The organism is Streptomyces sp. NPDC007971, from assembly GCF_042958635.1.
Taxonomy (GTDB): Bacteria; Actinomycetota; Actinomycetes; order Streptomycetales; family Streptomycetaceae; genus Streptomyces.
This window is the reverse complement of the sequence record NZ_JBIBJK010000007.1, coordinates 112,228-136,332: the sequence shown is the minus strand read 5'-3', so window position 1 is coordinate 136,332 and position 24,105 is coordinate 112,228. Positions and strand designations below refer to the sequence as shown.

Below are 24,105 nucleotides of genomic sequence, written 5' to 3'. Positions count from 1 at the left end.
TCGCGAGCCGTGGCACGGGCCCCGCAGGCTAGGCGGCGCCTCCCCTCTGCTCCCGTTCGTCGTCCACGATCTCGGCGTCCACCACGCCCTCCTCGTCCTGCGGCGCCGCCTGCTCGCGGGGGGCGTCGTCCGGGGCCTGGGGCTGGGCCTGGGCGTACATGGCCTGGCCCATCTTCTGGCTGACGGAGGCCAGTTTGTCGACGCCGGTGCGCAGGGCGCCGGTGTCGGCGTTCTGCTCCAGCAGACCCTTCAGTTCGCCGGCCGCGGCCTGCACCTCGGACCGGGTGTCGGCCGGGATGCGGTCCTCGTTGTCGCGGATGAACTTCTCGGTCTGGTAAACGAGTTGCTCGGCCTGGTTGCGGGTCTCGGCGGCCTCGCGGCGCCTGCGGTCCTCCTCGGCGTACTGTTCGGCGTCCCGCATCATGCGGTCGATGTCGTCCTTGGGGAGGGCGGAGCCGCCGGTGACGGTCATCTTCTGCTCGCGGCCGGTCCCGAGGTCCTTGGCGGAGACGTGCATGATCCCGTTGGCGTCGATGTCGAAGGCGACCTCGATCTGCGGGACTCCGCGCGGGGCGGGCGGCAGGCCGGTGAGGTCGAAGACGCCGAGCTTCTTGTTGTAGGCGGCGATCTCGCGTTCGCCCTGGTAGACCTGGATGCCGACCGAGGGCTGGTTGTCGGTGGCGGTGGTGAAGATCTCCGAACGGCGGGTCGGGATGGTCGTGTTGCGTTCGATGAGCTTGGTCATGATGCCGCCCTTGGTCTCGATGCCCAGGGACAGCGGGGTGACGTCGAGGAGCAGGACGTCCTTGACGTCGCCGCGGATGACGCCCGCCTGGAGGGCCGCGCCGACCGCGACCACCTCGTCCGGGTTGACGCCCTTGTGCGGGTCCTTGCCGGTGAGCTCCTTGACCAGGTCGGTGACGGCGGGCATCCGGGTCGAGCCGCCGACCAGGATGACGTGGTCGACGGCGGACAGCTGGATCCCGGCGTCCCGGACCGCCTGGTGGAAGGGCGTCGTGCAGCGGTCCAGCAGGTCGGCCGTCAGCTCCTGGAACTGGGCGCGGGTCAGCTTCTCCTCCAGGTGGAGCGGCCCGTCGGCGGAGGCGGTGATGTAGGGCAGGTTGATCGTGGTCTCCGAGGACGAGGACAGCTCGATCTTGGCCTTCTCGCCGGCCTCGCGCAGCCGCTGCACGGCCATCTTGTCGGCGCCCAGGTCGATGCCGTACTGCCCCTTGAACCGCTTGACGAGGTACTCGACGATCCGCTGGTCCCAGTCGTCGCCGCCGAGGTGGGTGTCGCCGTTGGTGGCCTTGACCTCGATGACGCCGTCGCCGATCTCCAGCAGCGACACGTCGAAGGTGCCGCCGCCCAGGTCGAAGACGAGGACCGTCTGCTCCTCGCCGCGGTCCAGGCCGTAGGCGAGGGCGGCGGCGGTCGGCTCGTTGATGATCCTCAGCACCTTCAGGCCGGCGATCTCCCCGGCCTCCTTGGTGGCCTGCCGCTGGGAGTCGTCGAAGTACGCCGGCACGGTGATCACCGCGTCCGTGACGTCCTCGCCGAGGTAGGCCTCCGCGTCCCGCTTCAGCTTCTGCAGCACCCGCGCCGACAGCTCCTGCGCGCGCATCCGGGTGCCGTCGACCGTGCCCTGCTCGGGGAAGCGCCAGCCCGGATCGCCCATGTGCCGCTTCACCGAGCGCGCGGTGCGCTCCACGTTGGTGACGGCCTGCCGCTTGGCGACCTCGCCGACCAGTACCTCGCCGTTCTTCGCGAACGCCACCACGGAGGGGGTGGTCCGAGCGCCCTCCGCGTTGGCGACGACGGTGGGTTCGCCGCCCTCCAGGACGGCCACCACCGAGTTCGTCGTCCCGAGATCGATCCCGACCGCGCGTGCCATGGTTCGTCCCCTTCCACCAGGACGGATCCGCCGGAGTGCCGACCGCACTCCCAGCACAGATCGTGCGTACGTCCTTGTCAATGGACGGGTACCCGGAAACGGTGATGCCGCGCCCCGGGCGGGACGCGGCATCGGGCGACGGCCGGGTCAGGCCAGCTCGGCCGTCAGGGTGATGGTCGTACCGGTCAGGGCCTGGCTGACCGGGCAGTTCTTCTTGGCGTCCTCGGCCGCGGAGCGGAAGCCGTCCTCGTCCAGGCCGGGCACCGCACCGCGGACGGTGAGGTGGATGCCGGTGATGCCCTCGCCGGGCTGGAAGGTGACGTCGGCCTTGGTCTCCAGGCGGGTGGGCGGCGTGCCGGCGCCGGTCAGACCGTGCGAGAGGGCCATCGAGAAGCAGCTGGAGTGGGCGGCGGCGATCAGCTCCTCGGGGCTGGTCTTGCCGTTCGCCTTCTCGGCGCGCGACGGCCACGAGACCGGCTGCTCGCCGATGCCGGAGGAGTCGAAGGTGACGACGCCGGTGCCCTCCAGGAGGTTGCCTTCCCAGACGGTGTGTGCGGTGCGCGTGGTTGCCACGGCTCTTCCTTTCACGTGGGATCCGAGACTTTGGGTTCCGTCTCCCATCCGATCACATCCGGGCGCACCGCACCGTGAAGACCGGGCTTCCGGAATCAGGCGGCGCGCTCCTCCTCCGCCGCCGTGGTGGTGAGCGGTACCTGCGGCCCGTTCGCCTCGCGCAGCCAGCGGCGCAGGACGCGGTGCACCTGCTCGGCGCCGGTCAGACGCTCGCCCTCGGCGTGGGGCTCGGACAGCGTGAGCGGTGAGAGCAGGAAGGGACGGGACTGGGTGCCGCCGAGGCCGCCGTGGGAGCCGATCTGCTCCTCGAAGGCGAGGACTTCACCGTCGGCGGGGTCGTGGAAGGAGTTGACCATGATGTCGGCGGTGTGCGGGAAGGAGTGCGTGCGGCGCACGGCATCGGCGGCGCCGGGGCCGAAGGGGGCCAGCGGGCCGGGTGTGGCGTCCAGCTCGGACAGCGGGATCTCGGTGCCGTACGGGCCGAGCAGCACGCCGTCGTGCTCCTCGCTGCGCACCAGCAGGAAGCCGATGCCGGGGTGGTTGGCGAGGGTGGTGAGCAGGGCGGGGTGACGGGCCTCGATCTCCTCCTTGCTCATGCGGTGCGGCACGTCCGGGAAGGAGACCAGGCCGAGGTTGCCGGAGGCGAGCACGACCGGTTCCGGGCCGGGAGCGACGCGTGAAGGGGGTTCCCCCGCCCGCAGCGCGGGGGACGGGCGGTGCCCTTCGCTCTTGTCCTGAACAGGCCGGCGCAGCGCCGCGCGGACGGCGGCGCGGGCCTCGGCGCCGCTGCGGGTTCCTTCGGCCCTGCGGGAGACGGGCAGTCCGCAGCCCGCCCGGACGAGGTCGGCGAGGGTGAGGCCGTAGCGGGCACGGAAGGTCTCGCCGGGGCTCTGGCCGTGGTCGGACAGGACGACGATCCGGTAGGGGCGCGGGGCGTGTTCGGCGGCCTTCTCGACGAGGGCGAGGGACCGGTCCAGGCGCGCCAGGACCTTCTCGGCGTCCCGGCTGTGCGGTCCGGAGTGATGGGCGACCTCGTCGTAGGCGACGAGGTCGGCGTAGACGGCGGTGCGCCCGGCGAGCAGGTCGCCCATCACGGCGGCGACCACGACGTCCCGCTCGACGACCGTGGCGAAGGCCCGCACGAACGGGTAGAGGCCGCCGCGGCGCACGCGGGGCCGCTGCCCCCGGAACCGTGCGCGGGCGGACTGGCCGGTCTCACGAACGACCTCGGCGACGAAGGACAGCGCGGTGCGGACCGCGTTGGCGGGGTCGCAGAAGTACGCGAAGTAGCCGGCGCGGGAACGGTTCTCCCGGCCGCGGCGGCGGGCGGCGATGGACAGGACGAGGGCCTGCTCGCCCGCGCCGCCGCTGAACAGGTTGCCGCGGCTCGCGCCGTCGACGGTGAGCAACCCGCCGTCGCCGGTCCGCTCGACGGCGCGGCGCTGCAGTTCCGCGGCGCTCGTCGGACGGTTGCACACCATCACCTCGCCGCGGTCCTTCTCGTACCAGCGGAAGGCCGGCACGTCGAAGGTGCTGCCGTGCAGGATGCCGAGCTGGCTGGCGCCCGTCTGGCTGGACCAGTCGGTGTGCCAGGGGGTGAGCCGGTGGGTCGGCCGCATGCCGTCGCCCGTCGACAGCCAGCGGGCGACCGTCGGCATCAGCCCCTTGCGGACCGCGTCGCAAAGGACGTCGTGGCCGACGCCGTCCAGTTGGACACAGACCAGGCCGGGCGTGGCCGCGCACGGCGGCCCGGCTCTGCGCCGGCGGTCCGCCAGACGCAACAGGCGGCGGCGGTAGGCGTCGTCGTCACGTACGGCGAGGGCGGCCCCGGTGGCCGAGGCGACGGCCGACATCACGGCCGCCACGATGACGGCGGTCTCCGGGGCGGCCTCGCCCCGCCCGGAGGGGTTGATGCGCAGGGCGAGCAGGAGCAGGGAGCCGTTGAGGAAGAAGACCAGCAGGCCGAGGACGAGGGCGGGCACGAGCAGCAGCAGCCGGACCAGGAGCGGCCACACCACGGCCGACAGCACACCGAAGGCACCGGCGCCGCACGCCGCGGTGACCGCTATCCGCGTGGCGCTGTCGCCGTCGGCGGACTGGAGCCGGAAGTCGGGCAGGAGACCGGCGAGGACGAGCATGGTGAGCGTGGAGACGGCCCACACCGTGGCGCTCCGTCCGACCTGACTGGCGACCCGTCGCCACCGTACGCCCCGTACGCCCCGCACGCCCCGCACACCTCACGTCCCGGCCCTCCCGTTCCCCGGGCCGTTGTCCACCTTGTCACACAGGGCGGCGCCGCGCGGTGCCGGTCTGCGAGCCGTTACCGCCCGTCGTACCCGGCCGTCGGCATCGAAAGGCGCCGGTGCACCCGTGCCTTCATCTGGGCGTCGTAGCACGGCTCGGCGCGCCCCACCGTCTCCACGCGCACGCCGCGCCGGGCGCATTCGGCGGTGAACTCCTCCACCGAGGACAGGGCGCGCGCAAGCACGCGCCGACTGGGCGCGACGAACAGGTCCACGCCGGGCCGGACCCCGTCCCACAGGGCGCAGTGGTCGAAGCGCAGCCCGCCGACCAGAAGTTCCCGCGCGACCACGTAGCCGTGGTCCGCCGCCCACCGGGCGCACATGGCGTGCTGGCTGCGCGAGTCGACCAGGAAGGGGTCGGCCTCCAGCTCCTCCAGAGGCGTCAGGCTGGCGATGGCGGTGACCCGCACCGGCGCGAGCCGGCCGCAGGCACCCCGCAACTGTCCCATGGCGTCCCCCTCACCTCCGGGTTTCGTCGCAGACCCTACTCCTGCCCGTAGGCTTCGGGGAGTCGCGCGAAGGAGGCGAAGAAGGTGCCGGTGGAGATCACCTGGTGGGGTCACGCCACCTGCACACTCGAAGACTCGAACATACGCGTGCTCACCGACCCGCTGTTCGCCCGCCGGCTCGCGCATCTGCGCCGCCGCCGGGGCGCCGTGCCCCCTGCCGGGGCCCGCCGCGCGGACCTCGCGCTCGTCTCCCATCTGCACGCCGACCACCTGCACCTGCCGTCGCTGGCGGCCCTCGCCCCGGGCACGCGCCTGCTCGTGCCCCGGGGCGCACCCCGGTCGGTGCCCGGTCTGCGCCGGCTGCGACAGCTGCACATCACCGAGGTGGCCCCGGGCGAGGAGGTCCGGGTCGGTGACCTGCTGGTGCGTGCGGTGCCCGCACGGCACGACGGGCGGCGGCTGCCCGTCGGCCCCCACCGCTCCCCCGCGCTCGGGTACGTCGTCCAGGGCGAGGCACGGACCTACTTCGCCGGGGACACGGGCCTGTTCGACGCGATGGCGGAGCACGTCGGACCGGTGGACGTGGCGCTGCTTCCGGTGGGCGGCTGGGGACCGTACCTGGGTGAGGGACATCTGGACGCGGGGCGGGCGGCACAGGCGCTGGCCCGGCTGGAGCCGCGCCTGGCGGTGCCGGTGCACTACGGGACGTACTGGCCGATCGGCATGGACTCCGTGCGCCCGCACGAATTCCATGCGCCGGGCGACGAGTTCGTGCGCCTGGCGGCCGCGGCCGCGCCCCAGGTGGCGGTGCAGCGGCTGGGCCACGGGGAGAGCGTGCGCCTGGAGGTCGCGCGGTGAGATGGACGGCCGCCGCGGCGACGCTGGCCGCTGCTGCGACGTCCACGGCACCGCCTCAGTCCACGCAGCAGGCGGTCGGGTACCCGTCCCTGTTCCTGCTGGTGCTCGTCGGAGCGCTGGTACCGGTGGTACCGACCGGGGCGCTGGTGAGTTCGGCGGCGGTGGTGGCGTTCCATCAGACGGCGCCGTTCTCGCTGGCGCTGGTTTGCGTGACGGCGTCGCTGGCGGCCTTCCTCGGGGACGCGACGCTGTACTGGCTGGGGCGGCGCGGGATGCGGTCGCGGGGCGGCTCGCGCTGGCTGGAGGCGATACGGGTGCGGGCGCCGGAGGAGCGGTTGGCCCGGTCCCGCGAGCAGCTGGCCGAGCACGGGGTCGCCGTGCTCGTGCTGTCCCGGCTGGTGCCTGCCGGCCGGCTGCCGGTGATGCTGGCCTGTCTGCTGGCGGAGTGGCCCTTGCGGCGCTTCACCCGCGGGAACCTGCCGGCTTGTCTGGCATGGGCGTTGACGTATCAGGTGATCGGCGTGCTCGGCGGGTCGCTGTTCGACGAACCGTGGGAGGGCGTCGTGGCCGCGGTCGCCCTGACCGTGGTCATCAGCGCGGTCCCGAATGCGGTACGGCGCTTTTCGCGCTAGCGCCGCCGGGGAACCGCCCGGCGCCGGAGTGCGGGGCGGCGCGGCGCTCTTCGCGGTGGCGGCGTCGGCGAACCGCCCGGCGCCGGAGTGCGGGTGGGCCACGGCTTGTCGCGCCCACCCGGCGAAGCCTCGTGCCGGCGTTCCGCCCCCTCAGGGAGTCCGGTCCAGCACTCTCGACGCGCCCACCGGAAGGTCCCACAGGTCCTCCCGGTCCAGGCCCGCCTTCTCCCAGGCCGACCGCACCCGCGCGAGCGGCTCCATGACCGGCTCCGCGGAGAGCACGAACGTGCCCCAGTGCATGGGGGCCATCCTGCGCGCGCCGACGTCCACGGTCGCCCGGACCGCGTCCTCCGGGTCGCAGTGGACGTCCCTGAGCCACCAGCGCGGGTCGTAGGCGCCGATGGGCATGAGGGCGAGGTCGATGCCCGGGTAGCGGCGGCCGATACGGGAGAACCAGTGGCCGTAGCCGGTGTCGCCGGCGAAGTAGAGGCGCTGTCCGCCGGACGCCGTCAGGACCCAGCCGCCCCACAGGCTGTGGCAGGTGTCGGTGAGCGTGCGCTTGGACCAGTGGTGGGCGGGCACGAAGTCGAAGCGGACCCCGGACAGTTCGGCGCCCTCCCACCAGTCCAGCTCGGTGACGCAGGTGAACCGGCGTCTGCGGAACCAGGCGCCGAGCCCGGCGGGCGCGAACACGGGGGTCGTGCGCGGGAGCCGGCGCAGGGTCGGGGCGTCCAGGTGGTCGTAGTGGTTGTGGCTGATGACGACCGCGTCGACGCGCGGCAGGTTCTCCCAGGCCACGCCGACGGGGGTGATGCGGGCCGGGGTGCCGAGGATACGCCGGGACCAGACCGGGTCGGTGAGCACGGTCAGTCCGCCGATCCGGACGATCCAACTGGCGTGTCCCGCCCAGGAGACGGAGAGCGTGCGGGTGTCCGCGCGGGGCAGGGGGCCGGGCTCGTAGGGCAGCCGTGAGATGTCGGCGAGGCCCTCGGGGCCGGGCCGTACGGAGCCCTCGCGGGCGAAGCGGGCGAAGGCCTTGAGGCCGGGCAGCGGGGCGGTGAGCCGGTCGTGGAAGGTCCGTGGCCACACGCGGTGTTCACCGAGCGGGCGGGGTTCGGCCAGCGGCGGGAAGGGGGGCGCGAAGGGGGAGGGCGCCGTGGGCACGCGGGCCGCGCCGCTCGACGCGGTCGCCGTGGCCGCAGTGGTCGCTCCGGTCGTGGTGGTCGCCTTGGCCGTGGCCGACGTGGCCGACGTGGCAGCCGTGGCAGCCATGGGAGGCATGGGAGCCCTGGCGGTCGCCTTGGTCGTGCCGGTCGTGCCGGTCGTAGCGGTCGTGGTGGTCGCCCTGGGCGTGCCGGGCACGGCGGTCACTGTGGTCGCGGAAGTCGTGGTGGTCTTCGTGGCGGCGGATCCGGGCTCATGCGTCTGCTGCGTCATCGAGGAGGCTCCCATCGCTGAGCGTCGTCGCTGAGGCCGCACAGGGCCGACCTCAAGGAGATCAACGCACGTTGCACGTGTGGCAGTTCCAACGGTGAGGGTGACCTGAGGCATTCCGTGCGTTCGTCGTCCGTGCCGCCCAGCAGCGGCCCCGTGGCGAGCCGCACGCGCAGCGCCCCGAGGTCGTCGCCGAAGCGGTGGCCGCCGGGCGCCGGCATGCCGAGCCGGGCGGTGAGGAGGTCCTCCAGTTCCTGGGCGTCGCCGACGCCCAGATCCTCGAGCGCCTCGCGCAGCGGGCCGAGGTCGGCGTACACATGACGGCCGGCCTGCGGCGGCCGGGCGAGCGCGCCGCCCGCGACGACCGCGTCGTACACGGCGGCGGCCATGCGCGCGTGCAGCCGTACGCAGGCCTCGCGGCGCTCGGTGACGGGCTCGGGTTCGTCGAGGGCGTACCCGGCCGCGGCGGCGACCGGCTGGGCGACCCGGGCGCCGAGCGCGGTGAGGATGTCGAGCACGCGCGCGTGGAGCCGCTCCCCCTCCTGCCCGGCGGGGAAGCGGGCGACGGCGGCGGGCCAGCCGGGCGGCAGCAGGGCACCGGCCAGGTCGGTGACGACGGTGACCCGGTCGGGCAGCATCTCCGCGGGGCTGAGCAGAACGGTCGCGTGCGGGGCGTGCAGGGTGTCGCGCCAGGTCTCGTCGCTGACCAGGTGCAGGCCCTCGGCGGCCGCGGCCTCGGCGGTCTCGTGCAGCAGTTCGGGCGGGGCGACGGTGGCGGTGGGGTCGTCGGCGACGGAGAGCACCAGCAGCCGGGGCCGGCCGCCCTCGTCCCGGACCCGGCGGACCGTCTCCAGGAGGGCGTACGGATCCGGGACGCCGCCGCTCTCGGCCGGGGTCGGCACGTGGAAGACGGGCCTGCCGAGCAGTCGGGCGTAGGGCGCCCACCAGGCGGCGCAGGGGCGGGGCACGAGCACGTCGCCGTCGTCGCCGGCGACCGCCGCGGTCAGGGCGAGCAGCAGGGCGGGGGCGCCGGGGCCGGCGGCCACCCGGTCGGGGACGCAGGGCAGTCCGCGCCGGGTCCAGTAGCCGCAGGCCGCCTCCAGCAGGGCGGGGGCGCCGCCGACGGGCTGGGCGTCGGCGCGGCCCGCCGCGGCGGCGAGGACGGCGGCGAGCTCCGGGAGGACCGGCAGGCCGTCGCCGGGCAGGGGCGGCCCGTAACGGACGGGGCCGTGGCCCTCCGGGTCCGTCCGCCGCATGTCCGCCTCCGCGCAGTCCGTGGTGCCGTGTGCTCTTCCCGTCCGGGCCGTGCTCCCTCGTCGGCCGGTGCGGTGGCCCCTTCCGTGGTGCCGGCTGCCTGGCTGGTGGGGACGGTGCTCACTGCTGGTGCCTTCGGGATGGTGTGTACCCCTCCGGGGGCGTTCCAAGGCCGGTGCCCCGGATCGCCCCGTGACGGCCCCGTGCGGCGCCGTGCGTCAGCCGTCCGCGGGCCTTCTGCGGCCCAGCAGCCGGTAGAGGGCGCCCCCACAGGCGGCGGCGATCAGCATCCCGCCGGCGACCAGGGCCGGGACCGAGTCGTTGAAGGTGCCTCCCCGCCCGGCGTCGGCACCGTGCTCCACGGTCGCCGGGGCGCAGTCGGCGTCCTTGCCGGGCTCGCCGCAGGTGTGTCCGCCCGCGCAGGACGCGCCGCCCGAGTCCCCGCACTCACGGTCGCCACCGGTGCAGGCATCGCCGTCCCGGCACGCCGCGGCCCCGTCGTGGGACGAGGTCCCGTCGTGCGGTGCCGTCGCCTCATGGGACGAGGTCCCGTCGTGGGGCGCCGTCGCCTCGTGCGACGAGGTCCCGTCGTGGGGCACGGACTCGTCGTGGGACGCGGTTCCGTCGTGCGGCGCCGTCGCGTCATGGGACGAGGTCCCCTCGTGGGGCACGGACTCGTCGTGGGACCCGGTTCCCTCCTTCGGTACCGTCGCGTCGTGGGACGCGCTCCCGTCGCGCGGTGCCGTCCCGTCGTACTGGCCGGTCTCCTCCTGCGGTGCGGCCGCCTCACGACAGGTCTCGCCCGCCCGGCACGGCGTGCCGTCGTCGCCGTTCCCGTCGCCGCCCCCGTCCTTGCACGGTACGACGCCCTCGTCGAAGCCCCCGGAGACGGGGTCGAGGGTGTCGGGGACCGGCCCGGCGGGGGCGTCGCAGGGCACGGAGGCGGCCGCGGGAACACCGGGCGGGCCCGTGCCGGGGCCGCCCGGGACCATGGGGGCGGCGAGGGCGGTGGGCCCGGCTATGAAGAGCCCGGCACCGGCCAGGACGGCGACGGACAGGGCACGGGCGGTGCGGCGCATGGGGCGGGCTCCTCGGCACGGCGGCGGACACCGGGCGGCGGCCGCCGGGACGGCGGGGCACGGTGGTCGTGCCCTCCCTGCCATCACAGCCCGCCTGCCGCCGCACCGCGCGCGGCCGGACCCCATTCGCGGGACGCGAACAGCCCAACGGGTGACCCCGGGGCCGGCCGCCGGCCGCTCGTCGCACTCCCGCCCCCAGGCGACTGCGGACAGGTTTTCCCTCTCTCGCGCAGGTGACTCGGCAGGTGCCGGCCGGACCGTCCGCCGGATACGTGAAGCGGCTGTGAGGAGCCCCGGAAACCGCGCGGGCGGCCTGCCCGGGCGGGCGGCGGCCGTACCGGACGGATCCCGTGTCGGCCGCCCGCAGCCGGGTACGCGGTGCGGACCCACTCCGCTCTGGAGGAAGACATGCAGCGAGGCAGTGACCGGTTGAGCGTCCATCGGGACGACGAGATGAAACACGAGCTGCGGGACCTGCTCCGGTCCGGGCACCCGACGCGCGTGGAGGAATGGCACGATCCGGAACCGGCCGCCGACGACGACCCGGAGGTCTGGAGCGGGCCGGTGGGCGGTATCGGATCACCGGCGTCCCTGGACCGGGTGCGGCTGGAGCTGGCCCGGCGTCTGAACCGGCACGCGTTCCCCGCGAGCGCGGGCGAGCTGGCCCGGGCGCTGCGCCGGAGCAATGCCCCGGGCGCGCTGGTCGACGCGGTGGGCAGGCTTCCGCGCTCGTCACGGTACGCCCACGTACAGCAACTGGCCGAGGCGCTGGTGAGCGGCTGATGAGCCCGGACGCCTGTCGGGGGCGGATCGGCCGTGGCCCGGCCCCCGGTGCTGAAGGGCTGTGCCGGTGAGGCGGGCCGGGGCGCCGCCCGCGTGAAGTCGCCTCAGGAGCCGGACGGGCCCGGAGTCGCTGCCTCGCCGCAGCAGCGCCCGCGGGCGCCCTCACGGGTGCGGGCCGCGCTGACCAGGCGGCGCGGGTTGCGCCGCAGGTACTCGCCCTCGAGCTGCGCCATGCGCTCGTTGTGGGCCCGCAGCGCGTCGTTCGAGCCGTACAGGAGGGTGTCGTGGCGCGTGCGGTGGATCGTCTCCAGCTCTTTCATGAGCTGCGTGTCGTCCAGTCGGCTGGGGTCGACTCCGGTCATGGTGGTGCCCCGCTCGTCGTGTTCGTTCATCCGGTCCGGCCGCCCGCCCGGAATGCACTGCCCCCGAGCGATTCCGGGAGGGAGCCGTGAAGCTCGCGTTCCTGAGACCACTGTACGAACATCCCGGCCACCGGGCCTCCGCATCCGCGCAGGGGGCTACCGGGCCCGTTCCACCCGGCGTTCGTCCCAGACCGGCTCGGAGGTCTCGCGGACACGGCCGTCCGTGCCGAAGACCAGGAAGCGGTCGAAGGAACGGGCGAACCAGCGGTCGTGGGTGACCGCCAGGACCGTGCCCTCGAAGGCTTCCAGCCCCTCTTGGAGGGCCTCCGCGGACTCCAGGTCGAGGTTGTCGGTCGGCTCGTCCAGCAGCAGGGCGGTGACACCCTGCAGTTCCAGCAGGAGGATCTGGAAGCGGGCCTGCTGGCCGCCGGAGAGCCGGTCGAAGGACTGTTCGGCCTGGCCCGTCAGTTCGTAGCGGCGCAGCCGGGACATGGCCGCGCCCCGGTCCTGGGAATGTTCCTTCCACAGGATGTCGAGGAGGGTGCGGCCCTGCAGCTCCGGGTGGGCGTGGGTCTGCGCGAAGTGGCCGGGGACGACCCGCGCGCCCAGCTTCCACTCCCCCGTGTGGGCCACGTCCTCCCCGGCGAGCAGCCTGAGGAAGTGCGACTTGCCCGAGCCGTTGGAGCCGAGCACGGCGACCCGTTCGCCGTAGAAGACCTCCAGGTCGAAGGGGTTCATCAGGCCGGTCAGTTCCAGGCGCTTGCAGGTGACGGCGCGTACGCCGGTGCGGCCGCCCTTCAGCCGCATGGTGATGTCCTGCTCACGGGGCGGCTCGGGCGGCGGCCCCACCTCCTCGAACTTGCGCAGGCGGGTCTGCGCGGCCCGGTAGCGGGAGGCCAGGTCGGCGCTGTTCTCCGCCGCCTGGCGGAGGTTCAGGACCAGCTTCTTCAGCTGGGCGTGCTTCTCGTCCCAGCGGCGGCGCAACTCCTCGAAGCGGGCGAAGCGTTCGCGGCGGGCCTCGTGGTAGGTGGCGAAGCCGCCGCCGTGCACCCAGGCGTCGGCACCGGCCGGGCCGGGCTCCACGGAGACGATCTTCCCGGCCGCACGGGCGAGGAGTTCACGGTCGTGGGAGACGAACAGGACCGTCTTGCGGGTCTCCTTCAACTGCTGTTCCAGCCACCGCTTGCCGGGCACGTCCAGGTAGTTGTCCGGCTCGTCCAGCAGCAGCACCTCGTCGGTGCCGCGCAGCAGCGCCTCCAGGACGAGGCGCTTCTGCTCACCGCCGGAGAGGGTGCTCACCCGGCGCCACTGGGCCCGCTCGTAGGGCATGCCGAGCGCGGCGGTGGTGCACATGTCCCACAGGGTCTCGGCCTCGTAGCCGCGCGCCTCCGCCCAGTCGGCGAGGGCCTGGGCGTACTTCAGCTGGGCGGCCTCGTCGTCGACGGTCATGATGGCGTGCTCGGCCACGTCGACCGCCTTCGCCGCCTCGCGGATGCGGGGCGGGGCGACGGAGACCAGCAGGTCGCGTACGGTCGTCTCGTCGCGCACGGAGCCCACGAACTGGCGCATCACGCCGAGGCCACCGCTGACGGTGACGGTGCCGCCGTGCGGTTTCAGCTCGCCCGCGATCAGCCGGAGCAGGGTCGTCTTGCCGGCGCCGTTCGGGCCGACCAGCGCCACGGCGGCGCCTTCGCCGACCCGGAAGGAGACGTCGCCGAGCAGCGCCCTCCCGTCGGGGAGGTAGTACTCGAGGTGCGCGGCTTCCAGATGTCCCATGAAGAGGCATTCTGTGGGGCGCCACCGACCTGGGGCAAACGCATATCGGCGGTACGGCCGACGCTCACCGCCGGTACGGCGCGTATCCGTCGGTCGCACGGCGAGCGCCCGTTCGTACCTACCGTGAGCACCCGTCCGTACGCGCGGCGGGCGGCCGGGCAGTCGTCCGCCACGGGACGGCAGGTGATCACCTGGGCGCCGACGATGATCGCTTCGAGCGTGGAGCCGACCGGTTTCGGGGCGGACACCCGTCGTTCGGGGTCCGCGGGATCCGGGGGCGGGCCCGGCCGCTCGTCGCGTCAACCCGCCGCGTCCACGGGCTCTCCGGCCGGGCCGCCCTCCCCCGCCGGTACGACCGCGGCGCCGGCCCAGGACAGTGCCCGGAAACCGTCCGACGGGGAGCCCTCCAGGGCGACCACGCCGGTGTTCCGCAGCGGGCGGGCGGCGGCGAAGGCCACCTCGACGTTGCCGGCGCGGGCGGCGGTCCACACCCGGATGGCGGCACCGTGGCCGATCACGGCGACGGTGCCGGCGCCGCTCGCCGCAGCCTCGGCGATCACGGCGTCGAACCGGGCCAGGGCCTCCGTGCCGCTCTCCCCGCCGGGGATCCTGAGCGCCGTGTCCCCGGCCGCCCAGGCGAACACCGTGCGCAGGTACAGCTCGCCCTCCGGGGAGTCGCCGGGCCGCATCTCCAGGTCCCCGGCAGACAGCTCGCGCAGGCCCGCGCGGATGATCATGTCGAGGCCGCGGGCGGCGGCCAGCGGGGCGGCCGTGAGCCGGGTGCGGGTCAGGGGGGAGACGTAGAGGGCCTCGATGTCCTCGTCCGCGAGCGCCTCGGGCAGGGCGGCGGCCTGCCGCTCGCCGAGCGGGGTCAGTCCGGGACCGGGTACGGCGGTGTCCAGCAGGCGGTCGACGTTGGAGGGGGTCTGTCCGTGGCGTATGAGGAGCAGGCGCATCCGGGGGATCCTCTCGCGTCGGGTCACGCCGTCGGGCGTACGCGGACAAAGGAATCGGCCGCTTCAGGGTAACCGGACCCCCATGAGCCCAGACTTCGATCTGACCGTCGCCCCGACGACCGGCCGGCACGCCCTGCGCGAGCGGCTGCTCACCCTGGACGGCCGCCTCTTCGAGGCCGCCGCCGGCTGGCACTGGCCCGGCGCCGAGCGGGTGCTGCCGAGGCTGAGCCGGAGCGCGAACCACGGTGTGCTGTGGTTCGCGGCGGCCGCCGCGATCGCGGCGAGCCGTACGCCGCGGGCCCGGCGGGCCGCCGTCCGCGGGGTCGCCTCGCTGGGCATGGCCTCGCTGGCCATCAACACCCTCGGCAAGCGGTCGGTGCGCCGCCCGCGGCCGGTGCTGGACCCGGTGCCGCTGGTGCGGCGGCTGGATCGGCAGCCTTTCACCACCTCCTTCCCGTCGGGTCACGCCGCGTCGGCCGCCGCCTTCGCGACCGGGGTGGCCCTGGAGTCCCCGGCGTGGGGGGCACTGGTGGCGCCGGTGGCGTTCTCCGTGGCCGCCTCCCGCGTCTACACGGGCGTGCACTTCCCGAGCGATGTCCTCGTGGGGGCGGCGCTGGGCGCGGGAGCCGCGTTCGCCGTGCGGGCGCTGGTGCCGACCAGGCCGCAGGCCGCGCCGCCGGCCCGGCCGAGGGCGAAGGTGCCGTCCCTGACCGGGGGCGAGGGGCTCGTGGTCGTCGCCAACCGGGCCTCGGGCCCCTCGGAGCGGGTCCGCGCGCTGCGCGACGCGCTGCCGGGGGCGGAGGTCCTGGAGTGCGAACCCCAGGACGTGGGAGCCGAGTTGGAGAAGGCGGCCGCGCGGGCGCGGGCGCTCGGGGTGTGCGGGGGCGACGGGACGGCGAACGCGGCGGCCGCGGTCGCGCTGCGGCACGGACTGCCCCTCGCGGTGGTGCCCGGCGGCACGCTCAACCACTTCGCCCACGACCTGGGGGTGGAGGACGAGCGCGGGGCGGCCGCTGCGGTGTGCCGGGGCGAGGCGGTCCGGGTGGACGTCGGACGGTTCGCCGCCGGTGACCGCGAGGGTGTCTTCCTGAACACGCTGAGCCTGGGCGTCTATCCGGAGCTGGTGCGCGAGCGGGAGCGCTGGTCGTCGCGGATCGGCGGCTGGCCCGCCGGGATGTTCGGGGCGTTGCAGGTGCTGCGCGAGGGCCGGCATCCGCTGGTGGCCGAAATCGGCGGCAGGCGCCGCCCGTTGTGGCTGCTGTTCGTGGGCAACGGCGTCTACCGCCGGATGGGGCTGGCGCCCGGCCGCCGCACCGACCTGGCGGACGGGCTGCTGGACGTGCGGGTGGTGCACGGCAGCCGCCTGCCCGCGCTGCGGCTGCTGGCGGCCGCGGCGGCGGGTCCGCTGACCCGTTCCCCGGCCCACGCGGCGGTGCAGGTGAAGCGGCTGCGGCTGACCGGTCTCACCCCGGGGACACCCCTGGCGTACGACGGGGAGGTCACCGAGGTGCGGGGGGATGTGCTGGTGGAGAAGCTGCCCGAGGCCCTGACGGTCTACCGGCCCCTGCCGTGAACCGTCCAAGTCCGCATCGTGAAACGGGAGTCTCATCATTCGGCATGCGCGCGTACCGTGGGACGTGCCGCAGGACGGGGTCGCCGGCCCCGCACCGGGTACGACGAGGAGGGGTACAGCCATGCCGCAGAAGCAGGAGAGTGCCGTCTACACGCACGGGCACCACGAGTCGGTGCTGCGGTCGCACACCTGGCGGACCGCCGCCAACTCCGCGGCCTACCTGCTCGGTGTGCTCAAGCCCCACATGAAGATCCTGGACATCGGCTGCGGGCCGGGGACCATCACCGCCGATCTGGCGGAGCTGGTCCCCGAGGGGCACGTCACCGGAGTCGACCGGGCGCCGGGGATCCTGGCGCAGGCCCGTGAGACGGCCGCCGCGCGCCGACTGGCCAACGTGGACTTCGCGGTCGCCGACGTGCACGCCCTGGACCACCCCGACGACACCTTCTGCGTGGTCCACGCCCACCAGGTGCTCCAGCACGTGGGCGACCCGGTGCAGGCGCTGCGCGAGATGCACCGGGTGACGAGACCGGGTGGGTTCATCGCCGTGCGCGACGCGGACTACGCGGCGATGACCTGGTATCCGGCGGTGCCGGGCCTGGAGGACTGGCTGGACCTGTACGAGCGGGTCGCCCGGGCCAACGGCGGCGAGCCCGACGCCGGACGCCGGCTCAAGGCATGGGCGATGGCCGCGGGCCTGCGGGAGATCACGGCCACCTCCGGCACCTGGACGTACGCCACGCCCGGGGAGCGGGCCTGGTGGAGCGGGCTGTGGGCGGACCGCACCCTGGCCTCGGCCTACGCCGGGCGGGCCGTCGAGGGGGGTCACGCGACGGCGGAACAGCTGCGGGCGGTGTCCGAGGCCTGGCGGGAGTGGGGCCGTCGGGAGGACGGCTGGTTCACGGTCCTGCACGGCGAGATCCTGTGCCGCAAGGCGCCCTGAAGCGCCGGGGGCCCGGCTGCCCGGACCGCCGGCGCCCCGGCGGTCACCCTTCCTCGTGGGTGAACTCCCCGGTGAACGAGTAGGCGGCCCAGGGTCCGGACAGCTCCACCCGGATCCCGGGCGAGTCGTCCTTCGCGCGGTCCACCAGTTCCACGAACCGCTCGGAGTCCGCCCGCGACACCAGATAGGCCGCGTCGAGCACGGTGCGGCCCGGTGCGGCGGTCCGTGCGGGTGTGGGCGGCGCATGCAGCCGGACGTCCTCGGCGTGCCGGGCGAGCCGCTCGTGCAGGGCGCGGGCGGACGTCTCGCCGCCCGGCCCGCTCTCCGTGTACGCCCTGACGCCCCACTCCACCCGGCCCTCCAGCCGGTCGAGGGTGTGCCGGAAATCGTCCCCGCGGGCCTCGATCATCGTCCGGACCCCGCTGTCGTCCGGACACACGGTGGCGGGCCGCAGCGGCAGCGGGGTGGTGACGGTGGTGAGCGCGTCGATCACTCCCTCGTGGGCCCGGGCCATGGCCGCCACCCAGTCGCGGTCCGCCATGCGGGCCTGCAGGGCCTCCTCGCAGAAGTCGTCCTCCGGGACCGTGCTGACGACCGCGACCAGCCCGTGGTGGTGCAGCAGCGCCGCCGGTGCGCCCCCGACGCCCGTCAGCTCGGCCTGCAGGGGTGCTCCGAGGGGCCGGCAGACGGCGTAGACGTAGCGCAGTCCGGTCATCGGTCCTCCTTCGGCACACGGCCGGCTTCCAGTCGATCCCATCTCCCCCGCCCTGTCGACCGAGAGGCCGGCGGGCCGGGGGACGACCTTCCAGGCATCCGTTGGGATCAGGGCACGACCACCTCCTCGACCAGCAGTTTCGCCGCGGCCGCGATGCCGAGGGCGTCGATGCCGGCCGCGTGCAGCTGCTCGTCGGGGGCGGCCGATCCCGGCATGGTGCGCACCGCGAGCCTCACCAGACGGGGCACCGGCCGGCCGTCGCCGAACGCCTCGGCGACGGCGTCGCCCAGGCCGCCCTGCTCGTGGTGGTCCTCGACGGTCATCAGGCAGCCGGTCTCCTCGGCGGCCCGGCGCAGGGTCTCCCCGTCGACGGGCTTGACGGAGTAGAGGTCGATCACCCGCACCGCGATGCCGTCCTCGGCGAGCCGGTCGGCGGCGGCCAGCGCCTCGTGCACGGTGACCCCGGCCGCAACCACGGTCAGCCGGTCCTGGTCGCCGGCCCGCAGCACCTTGCTGCCGCCGACCGGGAACTCCTCGTCCGGGCCGTAGATCACCGGGCTCGCGCCGCGCGAGGTGCGCAGATAGCGGATGCCGTCGAGCGCGGCCATCTCGGAGACGAGGCGGGCGGTCTGGTTGGCGTCGCACGGGTAGAGCACGGTCGAGCCGTACACGGACCGGAACATCGCCAGGTCCTCCAGGCCCATCTGCGAGGGCCCGTCCTGCCCGATCGCGACCCCCGCGTGCGAGCCGACCAGGTTGATCCCGGAGCCGCTGATGGAGGCCATGCGCACGAAGTCGTGGGCGCGGGTGAAGAAGGCCGCGAACGTGGAGGCGTACGGCACCCAGCCGCGTACCGCCATGCCGACGGCCGCGGCGACGAGCTGCTGTTCGGCGATGTAGCACTCGAAGAAGCGGTCGGGGTGCTCCTTGGCGAACATCTCGGTACGGGTGGAGTCGCCGACCTCGCCGTCCAGGGCGACGATGTCGCCGCGTGCGGTGCCGAGTGCCGCGAGGGCACTGCCGAAGGCGTCGCGGGTGGCGACCTCGTCACCCAGGTCGTAGCGCGGCAGCTGGAGCACCTCGGTGGTGGCGGAGCGCAGCACCGCGGCGGCGGGCGGTTCGCCGACCCGGACGTGCAGGTCGCGCCGGCCGCCCAGTTCGGCGACGGCCTCCTCGGGATCGGGCAGCGGCTTGCCGTGCAGTCCTTCACGGTCCTGCACGGCGGCGACGCCCTTGCCCTTGAGGGTGCGGGCGAGGATCACGGTGGGCTGCCCGTTCGTCGACACGGCCTCGGCGAAGGCCCGGTCGACGGCCTCGACGTCGTGCCCGTCGACCTCGACGGTGTGCCAGTCGAAGGCCCGGAAGCGGCGGGCGTAGGCGTCCAGGTCGTGGCCGTGCCGGGTCGGGCCGCGCTGGCCGAGCCGGTTGACGTCCACGATCGCGACGAGGTTGTCCAGGTGCTCGTGTCCGGCGTGCTCGGCGGCCTCCCACACGGAGCCCTCGGCCAGCTCGCTGTCGCCGCACAGCACCCACACCCGGTGGCCGGAGCGGTCCAGCCGCTTGCCGGCGAGGGCGATGCCGACGCCGACGGGCAGGCCCTGGCCCAGGGAGCCGGTGGCGGTCTCCACCCACGGGAGCCGGCGCGGTGTGGGGTGTCCTTCGAGGCGGCTGCCGATCTTGCGGAAGGTGAGCAGTTCGCCGTCGTCGATGACACCGGCCGCCTTGTAGGCGGAGTACAGCAGCGGCGAGGCGTGTCCCTTGGACAGGACGAAGCGGTCGTTGGCGGGGTGTTCGGGGCGCTCGAAGTCGTAGCGCAGATGGTGCGCGAACAGAACGGCCATCAGGTCGGCGGCGGACATCGAGGAGGTCGGATGGCCGGAGCCGGCCGCGGCGGCGGCCCGCACGCTGTCCACGCGCAACTGCTGCCCGAGTTCGGCGAGTTCGGCGGTGTTCATGGGTCTCCTTCTGCTGCACCCGGGAGCCCGGGTGTTCCGCGGGGGCTGGGGGCTAGGGAAGAGGGGGGTGCCCGGAGCCGGGCCGGTCGCCTGCGGGACCGCCCGGGCGGGGTGGTGCACCGGGTGCGCGTGCCAATTCCGGCGACGCCGACTCCAGCGGCACCGACCAGGAGCGCACCAGGCCCAACTGGACGCCCTGGCGCGGGAGTACGGCGTCCAGGAGCCAGTCGGCGGCGACCCGGATGCGGTTGCCGGGCAGCGCGGCCAGGTGGTAGCCGCGGGTGACCGCGCCGGCCGGGGGCCCGGACAGCGGGATGCCGAAGGGGTTGGCGGCGGCCTGGGCGCCGCCGAGGTCGACGGCGAAACCGAGGTCGCGGTGGCGGTAGGCGCGCGGGCGCCGGCCGAGGCCGAGCGAGGCGGCCACGTTCTCGCCTGCGACCTTGCCCTGCCGCCAGGCGTGCTGGGCGGTCATGGGGGTGAAGCTGCCGGGCTGTCCCAGATCGGGCACGGCGGCGGCGTCGCCGCAGGCGAACACGTCGGGGCAGCCCGGCATCCGGAGGTAGGGGTCCACGATCAGCCGACCCTGTTCCAGGGGCTGCCCGACCGCCTCGACCAGCGGGTCGGGGCGGACCCCGACGCACCACACCAGGGTCCGCGTCGCCACCGGCTCACCGTCGCCGAGCAGCACCCCGTCGGGCGTGGCCTCCTTCACCGAGGTCCCCGTGCGTACCTCGACGCCGCGCTCGCGCAGCACCCGGTCGGCCGTCCGGGACAGCCGCTCGTCCAGCTCGGGCAGGACCCGGGGGGCGACGTCCAGCAGGATCCAGCGCGGCGGCCGGGAGCCGGGCAGCTGCCGGCGCACGAGGCTGTGGGTGAGCATCTGCAGCTGCGCGGCCACCTCGGTGCCGGTGTAGCCGGCGCCGACCACGACGAAGGTGCACCGTGCCGCGCGGGTTTCCGGGTCCTCGGTGGTGGCCGCGAGTTCCACCTGGCGGGTCACGTGGTCGCGCAGGTACAGCGCCTCGGGCAGCCCGCGGAACCCGTGGGCGTGCTCGGCGACTCCGGGGATCGGCAGCAGCTTGTTGACACTGCCCACGGCCAGCACCAGCCGCTCGTAGCCGAGGGTCCCGCTGCCGCCTTCGGGGTCGGTGTAGGAGACCGTGCACCCGTCCGGGTCGACGCCGTCGGCCTCGCCGAGCACCAGCCGCACACCGTGCAGGGTGCCGGGCAGCGAGACGGTGACCCTGCGGGCCTCCAGGATCCCGGCGGCGACCTGGGGCAGCAGAGGCAGATAAAGGAAGTAGTCGGTCGGGTTGAGCAGGGTGATGCGGGCACGGCCCCGGGTCAGCCGGGCGAGGGTGCGGGCGGCCCGGTACCCGGCGAAACCGGCGCCGACGATCACGACGCGGGGTCGACTCACGGTGTGCCTCCGGCGGTGTGGCTCCTTGGAGGCATTCCGCGTATCCGGGCCGGGGGCACCCAAACGCCGTCGGCCTCACCCGGACGCCGGTCGCAGCTCCTCCCGGCCGACGTCACGGCGGCGTTCCGGCCGGCCCCTCCGTCGGCGTCCCGGCAGGCCTGATGCTCGACGCAGCCGGGGTCAGGCCCGGTGGTGCGGGCCCTCGGGGTCCAGGGGCGGGCGGGGCGGAGACTCGGAGGGCATCGGCGGGTAGGGCATGCCGAATCCGCCGGGCGGGGCGCCCGGCGCCGTGCCGCCGATCACACGGCCCGGGGCGGAGGGGTGCGGATGCTTCGGGTGGGCGGCGCCGCGCAGGGCGAAGGCGATCACGCCCAGGATCGCCGCGGTGATCAGTGCGGCGGCCCAGCCGGGCAGGCCGGCCGCCAGGCCGAGACCCAGGGCGAGTGCGAGCGCGCCGCCCGCGTACAGGGCGACGGCTCCGGAGGCGGCGTAGAGCATGGCCGTGCGGCGCTGCTTGCGGGTCTGCTCGCGCAGCTCGTCGCGCACCGTCTCTCGTGCCACCTGCGCCAGCTCCTCGACCAGGTGCTTGTCCAGGTGTTCCAGGTGATCCATGCGGTCCATGTACTGCGGGTACCCGCAGGACACCGGGTGTAACGGCACAGGCCACGGCCATGGCCTGTGCGGGCCCGGCCGCCCCAACTAGGCTCGTCCGCATGGAGATTCTGGGCGCCTCGCTGCGCATCTGCGTCGACGACCTCGACACCGCGATCCCCTTCTACGAGCGTCTCACTGGCGGCGACGCGCTCCGGTTCGAACGCGGCGGTGTGCAGGTTGCCGCGATCGGGTCGTTCCTGCTGATGAGCGGACCCGAGACCGAGCTGGAGGTACTGCGCAAGGTGGCCGCGACGATCGCCGTGAAGGACGTCGCGGAGGCCCACCGGCTGCTCTCGGACCTCGGTGCCCGGATCATCGCGGGCCCGCTGCCGACCCCGGTGGGCCGCAACCTGCTCGCGATGCATCCGGACGGCTCGATCTTCGAGTACGTCGACCAGGGGGGCTGAGCCGGCCGACCGCTCAGGACGCGTCCGGCCGCATCCGGAAGTCGTAGGGCGCGGGCAGCGGCTCGTCGGTGAGACGGGCCCACAGCCGGCCGATCGCGTCCGCTCCCTCGCGCAGGTCGGCCGGCTCGAACCCGTCCTCGAAGACCGCCCGGGCCCCGGCGCGCCGTCCTTCCGCGAGGAGCAGTTCGGCCTCCAGCAGCCGGAACCTGCCGCGCCGGCGGACGGCGGGCCGCAGCCGCTCCCAGACGGCGCGGGCGTCCGCCGTCCGCCGGACCCGCAGCAGCGCCTGAAGCGTCTCGCTGCCGAGCGCGGCCACGGCGGCCGTCCAGGCCTCGCCGTCGTCGCGGCGCTCGCGGCACAGGTCGTCGAAGGCCTCCGCGTACCGTTCGGCGGCCCGCTCGTGGTGGCCGGACTCCTGGTCGGCCACGGCCAGGCAGCGCAGCGACGGCCACAGCGACGGCGCGAGCTGCAGCGCCCGCTCCCAGCTGCGGACCGCCTGCGCGCGGTCCCCCGCGTGCCACTGGGCGACGCCGAGGTGGTACTCGGTGTGCGGGGTGGCGGGCGCGGTCTCCAGCATGTCCCGCCAGTGCGGGGCGACGAGGGTCTGGCCGGGCGGGCGGACCCGGCGCGGCTCCGGCAGACAGCCGGTGCGCAGCAGCTCCAGCCAGGGCGCCTCGGCCTCGCCGAGGGTGGACTCGGGGAACGGCGTGCCGGGCAGCTTCCGGTCGGCGCGCAGCACTTCGAGTGCGCCCCAGCCGGAACCGGCGGCCAGGACCTCCCCGGGTTCGGCGTCGGCGTACGGCTTCCAGGCCGCGTACGCCTCCTCGATGCGGGTGCGCGGCAAGGCGGCGTCGAGCCGTTCCTCGGCGCCCCGGACGACCGTCGTCCACTCGCCGTCCCGGGGTGCGTCGAGCGGCCCGTACGCTTCCAGCCAGGACATCTCGCTCTCCGGTTCCAGGCGGACGTGCTCCAGCTGCGTGCGGGCGAGCCCCGCCTGGATCTCGCAGTAGCCGCCGGTGCCGGGCTCGGTGAGCCACTGCTGCCAGCGCCGTCCGCCGGGGCCGCTCCCCCACACGAACAGCTTGCGGCCGCGCAGCACGTCGGTGGAGGTCTGCACCAGTCCGTGCCCGTCCGCGTCCAGCGCGGCGATCCAGCGGCGCCGGCCGTCGGGGACCTCGTAGAAGTAGTCCGCGGCGTAGGGGCTGTTGAGCGGGTGGGTGCGGTCGACGCCGTCGTACGAGGGGACGGGGACCCGGCGCAGGCGGCGCTCGTGCCCGAACTGCCAGGCCTCCTCGGCCGGGACGAGGATCCGGCGGTCCTCGGGCACGGCGGTGTTGGACCACCAGTACGTGGGCACCGGGTGCTCGTGCGGGTTGCGGATGCGGACGCCGACGTGGAGGAAGTCGGAGCCGTCCGGGAGCCACAGGTCGACCTGGAAGGGCAGGTCTCGCAGCCGCTCCCACTCCCACAGGCGCAGCATCTCTCCGCCGTCCGGGGCGGGGACCCGGGCGGCGTGCAGCGGCGCGCAGGACAGGGTGGTGTGCCCGGTGGCACCGATGTTCCATTCGATGCCGCCGGAGTACCAGGCGCCGTTGAGGGCGAAGTTGGCGGGCTGGAACACCGGGTTGCGGTAGAGGAGTTCGCGTCGGGTGGGCAGGTGGACCAGGGAGGCGATGCGGCCGCCGAGGCCGGGCAGGACGGTGGCGCGCAGCCGGTCGTTCTCGATCACCAGGGCGTCGAGTGCGCGGGGCTCGCGAGCTCTGCCGTACCCGTCCCGCACCCTCGCCGGCAGCAGGCTGCGCAGCGGTTCGTACCCGAGCTGCCGGGCCATGTCCCGGGGCATGTCCTCGCGCTCCCGCTCGTCGGTGCAGTGGACCTCGTCGAGCGGGCGGAGCGGGGGCAGGGGGTTGTCGGGGCCCAACTGCGCGGCGGGCAGGGTCAGTACCTCACGTCGGATCCTCGTCACGATGACCATGGAACCCGGCGTGCGGGAAGTCGGCCAGGGGCGCTGCCGGTCAGGATTGCGCAAAGGCGTCCACGACCGCGTCGGCGAGCAGCGCGCCGGCGGTGCCGTCCGGGTCGAGG

At 74.5% G+C, this 24,105-nt stretch carries 22 protein-coding genes; 7 read left to right on the top strand and 15 right to left on the bottom strand.

From position 1 onward, the window contains the following. Window positions 1-28: 28 nt before the first annotated feature. From dnaK to ACFZCP_RS16470, 4 genes are all read right to left on the bottom strand, one after another. Window positions 29-1,894: a molecular chaperone DnaK gene (gene dnaK, locus ACFZCP_RS16485; RefSeq protein ID WP_391427710.1), complete on the bottom strand. Its 1,866-nt coding sequence runs from the start codon at window positions 1,892-1,894 to the stop codon at window positions 29-31. 147 nt (window positions 1,895-2,041) lie between these two features. Next, window positions 2,042-2,467: an OsmC family peroxiredoxin gene (locus ACFZCP_RS16480; protein WP_391427709.1), complete on the bottom strand. Its 426-nt coding sequence runs from the start codon at window positions 2,465-2,467 to the stop codon at window positions 2,042-2,044. A gap of 95 nt (window positions 2,468-2,562) precedes the next feature. Beyond that, window positions 2,563-4,692 carry a phage holin family protein gene (locus ACFZCP_RS16475; RefSeq protein WP_391427708.1) on the bottom strand — a complete coding sequence of 710 codons (2,130 nt, stop codon included), beginning with the start codon at window positions 4,690-4,692 and terminating at the stop codon, window positions 2,563-2,565. 95 nt (window positions 4,693-4,787) lie between these two features. Beyond that, window positions 4,788-5,219: a hypothetical protein gene (locus tag ACFZCP_RS16470; RefSeq protein ID WP_391427707.1), complete on the bottom strand. Its 432-nt coding sequence runs from the start codon at window positions 5,217-5,219 to the stop codon at window positions 4,788-4,790. 84 nt (window positions 5,220-5,303) lie between these two features. Here ACFZCP_RS16470 and ACFZCP_RS16465 point away from each other — a divergent pair, with 84 nt between their 5' ends. Together ACFZCP_RS16465 and ACFZCP_RS16460 are read left to right on the top strand one after the other, a co-directional pair. Beyond that, complete coding sequence (locus ACFZCP_RS16465; RefSeq protein ID WP_391427706.1) at window positions 5,304-6,077, top strand: MBL fold metallo-hydrolase; 774 nt, start codon at window positions 5,304-5,306, stop codon at window positions 6,075-6,077. Continuing rightward, complete coding sequence (locus ACFZCP_RS16460; RefSeq protein WP_391427705.1) at window positions 6,074-6,709, top strand: VTT domain-containing protein; 636 nt, start codon at window positions 6,074-6,076, stop codon at window positions 6,707-6,709. The genes ACFZCP_RS16465 and ACFZCP_RS16460 overlap by 4 nt, the downstream gene beginning before the upstream one ends. A gap of 150 nt (window positions 6,710-6,859) precedes the next feature. On the opposite strand, the gene ACFZCP_RS16455 is transcribed toward ACFZCP_RS16460, so the two are convergent. Beyond that, entirely contained in the window at window positions 6,860-7,981 is a 1,122-nt protein-coding gene (locus ACFZCP_RS16455; RefSeq protein WP_391427704.1) for an MBL fold metallo-hydrolase, read from the bottom strand. On the opposite strand from ACFZCP_RS16455, the gene ACFZCP_RS16450 reads away from it, so the two are divergent. Further along, complete coding sequence (locus ACFZCP_RS16450; protein ID WP_391427965.1) at window positions 7,866-8,180, top strand: hypothetical protein; 315 nt, start codon at window positions 7,866-7,868, stop codon at window positions 8,178-8,180. The two genes, ACFZCP_RS16455 and ACFZCP_RS16450, sit on opposite strands and share 116 nt — an antisense overlap. On the opposite strand, the gene ACFZCP_RS16445 is transcribed toward ACFZCP_RS16450, so the two are convergent. Continuing rightward, window positions 8,143-9,399, bottom strand: a complete 1,257-nt coding sequence (locus ACFZCP_RS16445; protein WP_391427703.1) for an aminotransferase class I/II-fold pyridoxal phosphate-dependent enzyme — start codon at window positions 9,397-9,399, stop codon at window positions 8,143-8,145. The two genes, ACFZCP_RS16450 and ACFZCP_RS16445, sit on opposite strands and share 38 nt — an antisense overlap. Window positions 9,400-9,615: 216 nt before the next feature. Beyond that, complete coding sequence (locus ACFZCP_RS16440) at window positions 9,616-10,476, bottom strand: hypothetical protein (protein ID WP_391427702.1); 861 nt, start codon at window positions 10,474-10,476, stop codon at window positions 9,616-9,618. Between the two features lie 408 nt (window positions 10,477-10,884). On the opposite strand from ACFZCP_RS16440, the gene ACFZCP_RS16435 reads away from it, so the two are divergent. After that, window positions 10,885-11,259 (top strand): DUF2795 domain-containing protein, encoded by a 375-nt coding sequence (locus tag ACFZCP_RS16435; protein ID WP_391427701.1) that lies wholly within the window; start codon window positions 10,885-10,887, stop codon window positions 11,257-11,259. Between the two features lie 104 nt (window positions 11,260-11,363). On the opposite strand, the gene ACFZCP_RS16430 is transcribed toward ACFZCP_RS16435, so the two are convergent. The 3 genes from ACFZCP_RS16430 to ACFZCP_RS16420 form a co-directional block, all read right to left on the bottom strand. Continuing rightward, window positions 11,364-11,651 (bottom strand): DUF6158 family protein, encoded by a 288-nt coding sequence (locus tag ACFZCP_RS16430; RefSeq protein WP_391427700.1) that lies wholly within the window; start codon window positions 11,649-11,651, stop codon window positions 11,364-11,366. A 126-nt stretch (window positions 11,652-11,777) separates the two neighbouring features. Beyond that, window positions 11,778-13,397, bottom strand: coding sequence for an ATP-binding cassette domain-containing protein (locus ACFZCP_RS16425; RefSeq protein ID WP_391427699.1), 1,620 nt, complete (start codon window positions 13,395-13,397; stop codon window positions 11,778-11,780). Window positions 13,398-13,696: 299 nt separating this feature from the next. After that, on the bottom strand, window positions 13,697-14,353 hold the full coding sequence (locus ACFZCP_RS16420; RefSeq protein WP_391427698.1) for a histidine phosphatase family protein: 657 nt from the start codon (window positions 14,351-14,353) through the stop codon (window positions 13,697-13,699). Window positions 14,354-14,435: 82 nt separating this feature from the next. Between ACFZCP_RS16420 and ACFZCP_RS16415 the strand changes: the two genes are divergently transcribed. Continuing rightward, entirely contained in the window at window positions 14,436-15,926 is a 1,491-nt protein-coding gene (locus ACFZCP_RS16415) for a phosphatase PAP2 family protein (protein ID WP_391427697.1), read from the top strand. A 121-nt stretch (window positions 15,927-16,047) separates the two neighbouring features. Then, window positions 16,048-16,869 carry a methyltransferase domain-containing protein gene (locus ACFZCP_RS16410; protein WP_391427696.1) on the top strand — a complete coding sequence of 274 codons (822 nt, stop codon included), beginning with the start codon at window positions 16,048-16,050 and terminating at the stop codon, window positions 16,867-16,869. 43 nt (window positions 16,870-16,912) lie between these two features. On the opposite strand, the gene ACFZCP_RS16405 is transcribed toward ACFZCP_RS16410, so the two are convergent. From ACFZCP_RS16405 to ACFZCP_RS16390, 4 genes are all read right to left on the bottom strand, one after another. After that, the gene (locus ACFZCP_RS16405; protein WP_391427695.1) at window positions 16,913-17,584 is read right to left on the bottom strand and encodes a GvpL/GvpF family gas vesicle protein; all 672 of its coding nucleotides are present in this window, start codon (window positions 17,582-17,584) and stop codon (window positions 16,913-16,915) included. Between the two features lie 107 nt (window positions 17,585-17,691). After that, on the bottom strand, window positions 17,692-19,539 hold the full coding sequence (locus tag ACFZCP_RS16400) for a transketolase (RefSeq protein ID WP_391427694.1): 1,848 nt from the start codon (window positions 19,537-19,539) through the stop codon (window positions 17,692-17,694). A 52-nt stretch (window positions 19,540-19,591) separates the two neighbouring features. Continuing rightward, entirely contained in the window at window positions 19,592-20,959 is a 1,368-nt protein-coding gene (locus ACFZCP_RS16395; protein WP_391427693.1) for an FAD-dependent oxidoreductase, read from the bottom strand. A gap of 180 nt (window positions 20,960-21,139) precedes the next feature. Next, window positions 21,140-21,580, bottom strand: a complete 441-nt coding sequence (locus ACFZCP_RS16390) for a phage holin family protein (RefSeq protein WP_391427692.1) — start codon at window positions 21,578-21,580, stop codon at window positions 21,140-21,142. 92 nt (window positions 21,581-21,672) lie between these two features. On the opposite strand from ACFZCP_RS16390, the gene ACFZCP_RS16385 reads away from it, so the two are divergent. Next, window positions 21,673-22,020, top strand: coding sequence for a VOC family protein (locus ACFZCP_RS16385; RefSeq protein WP_391427691.1), 348 nt, complete (start codon window positions 21,673-21,675; stop codon window positions 22,018-22,020). Between the two features lie 13 nt (window positions 22,021-22,033). Here the strand turns inward: ACFZCP_RS16385 and ACFZCP_RS16380 are convergent, their stop codons facing one another. After that, window positions 22,034-23,995 (bottom strand): DUF5107 domain-containing protein, encoded by a 1,962-nt coding sequence (locus ACFZCP_RS16380; RefSeq protein ID WP_391427690.1) that lies wholly within the window; start codon window positions 23,993-23,995, stop codon window positions 22,034-22,036. Window positions 23,996-24,105: the final 110 nt, after the last annotated feature.

Bases quoted from the DNA above. Each gene is read 5' to 3' on its own strand.
- dnaK (WP_391427710.1), bottom strand. From the start codon at position 1,894: ATGGCACGCGCGGTCGGGATCGATCTCGGGACGACGAACTCGGTGGTG.
- ACFZCP_RS16470 (WP_391427707.1), bottom strand. From the start codon at position 5,219: ATGGGACAGTTGCGGGGTGCCTGCGGCCGGCTCGCGCCGGTGCGGGTC.
- ACFZCP_RS16455 (WP_391427704.1), bottom strand. From the start codon at position 7,981: ATGGCTGCCACGGCTGCCACGTCGGCCACGTCGGCCACGGCCAAGGCG.
- ACFZCP_RS16445 (WP_391427703.1), bottom strand. From the start codon at position 9,399: ATGCGGCGGACGGACCCGGAGGGCCACGGCCCCGTCCGTTACGGGCCG.
- ACFZCP_RS16440 (WP_391427702.1), bottom strand. From the start codon at position 10,476: ATGCGCCGCACCGCCCGTGCCCTGTCCGTCGCCGTCCTGGCCGGTGCC.
- ACFZCP_RS16435 (WP_391427701.1), top strand. From the start codon at position 10,885: ATGCAGCGAGGCAGTGACCGGTTGAGCGTCCATCGGGACGACGAGATG.
- ACFZCP_RS16430 (WP_391427700.1), bottom strand. From the start codon at position 11,651: ATGAACGAACACGACGAGCGGGGCACCACCATGACCGGAGTCGACCCC.
- ACFZCP_RS16425 (WP_391427699.1), bottom strand. From the start codon at position 13,397: ATGGGACATCTGGAAGCCGCGCACCTCGAGTACTACCTCCCCGACGGG.
- ACFZCP_RS16420 (WP_391427698.1), bottom strand. From the start codon at position 14,353: ATGCGCCTGCTCCTCATACGCCACGGACAGACCCCCTCCAACGTCGAC.
- ACFZCP_RS16415 (WP_391427697.1), top strand. From the start codon at position 14,436: ATGAGCCCAGACTTCGATCTGACCGTCGCCCCGACGACCGGCCGGCAC.
- ACFZCP_RS16410 (WP_391427696.1), top strand. From the start codon at position 16,048: ATGCCGCAGAAGCAGGAGAGTGCCGTCTACACGCACGGGCACCACGAG.
- ACFZCP_RS16405 (WP_391427695.1), bottom strand. From the start codon at position 17,584: ATGACCGGACTGCGCTACGTCTACGCCGTCTGCCGGCCCCTCGGAGCA.
- ACFZCP_RS16400 (WP_391427694.1), bottom strand. From the start codon at position 19,539: ATGAACACCGCCGAACTCGCCGAACTCGGGCAGCAGTTGCGCGTGGAC.
- ACFZCP_RS16390 (WP_391427692.1), bottom strand. From the start codon at position 21,580: ATGGACCGCATGGATCACCTGGAACACCTGGACAAGCACCTGGTCGAG.
- ACFZCP_RS16385 (WP_391427691.1), top strand. From the start codon at position 21,673: ATGGAGATTCTGGGCGCCTCGCTGCGCATCTGCGTCGACGACCTCGAC.
- ACFZCP_RS16380 (WP_391427690.1), bottom strand. From the start codon at position 23,995: ATGGTCATCGTGACGAGGATCCGACGTGAGGTACTGACCCTGCCCGCC.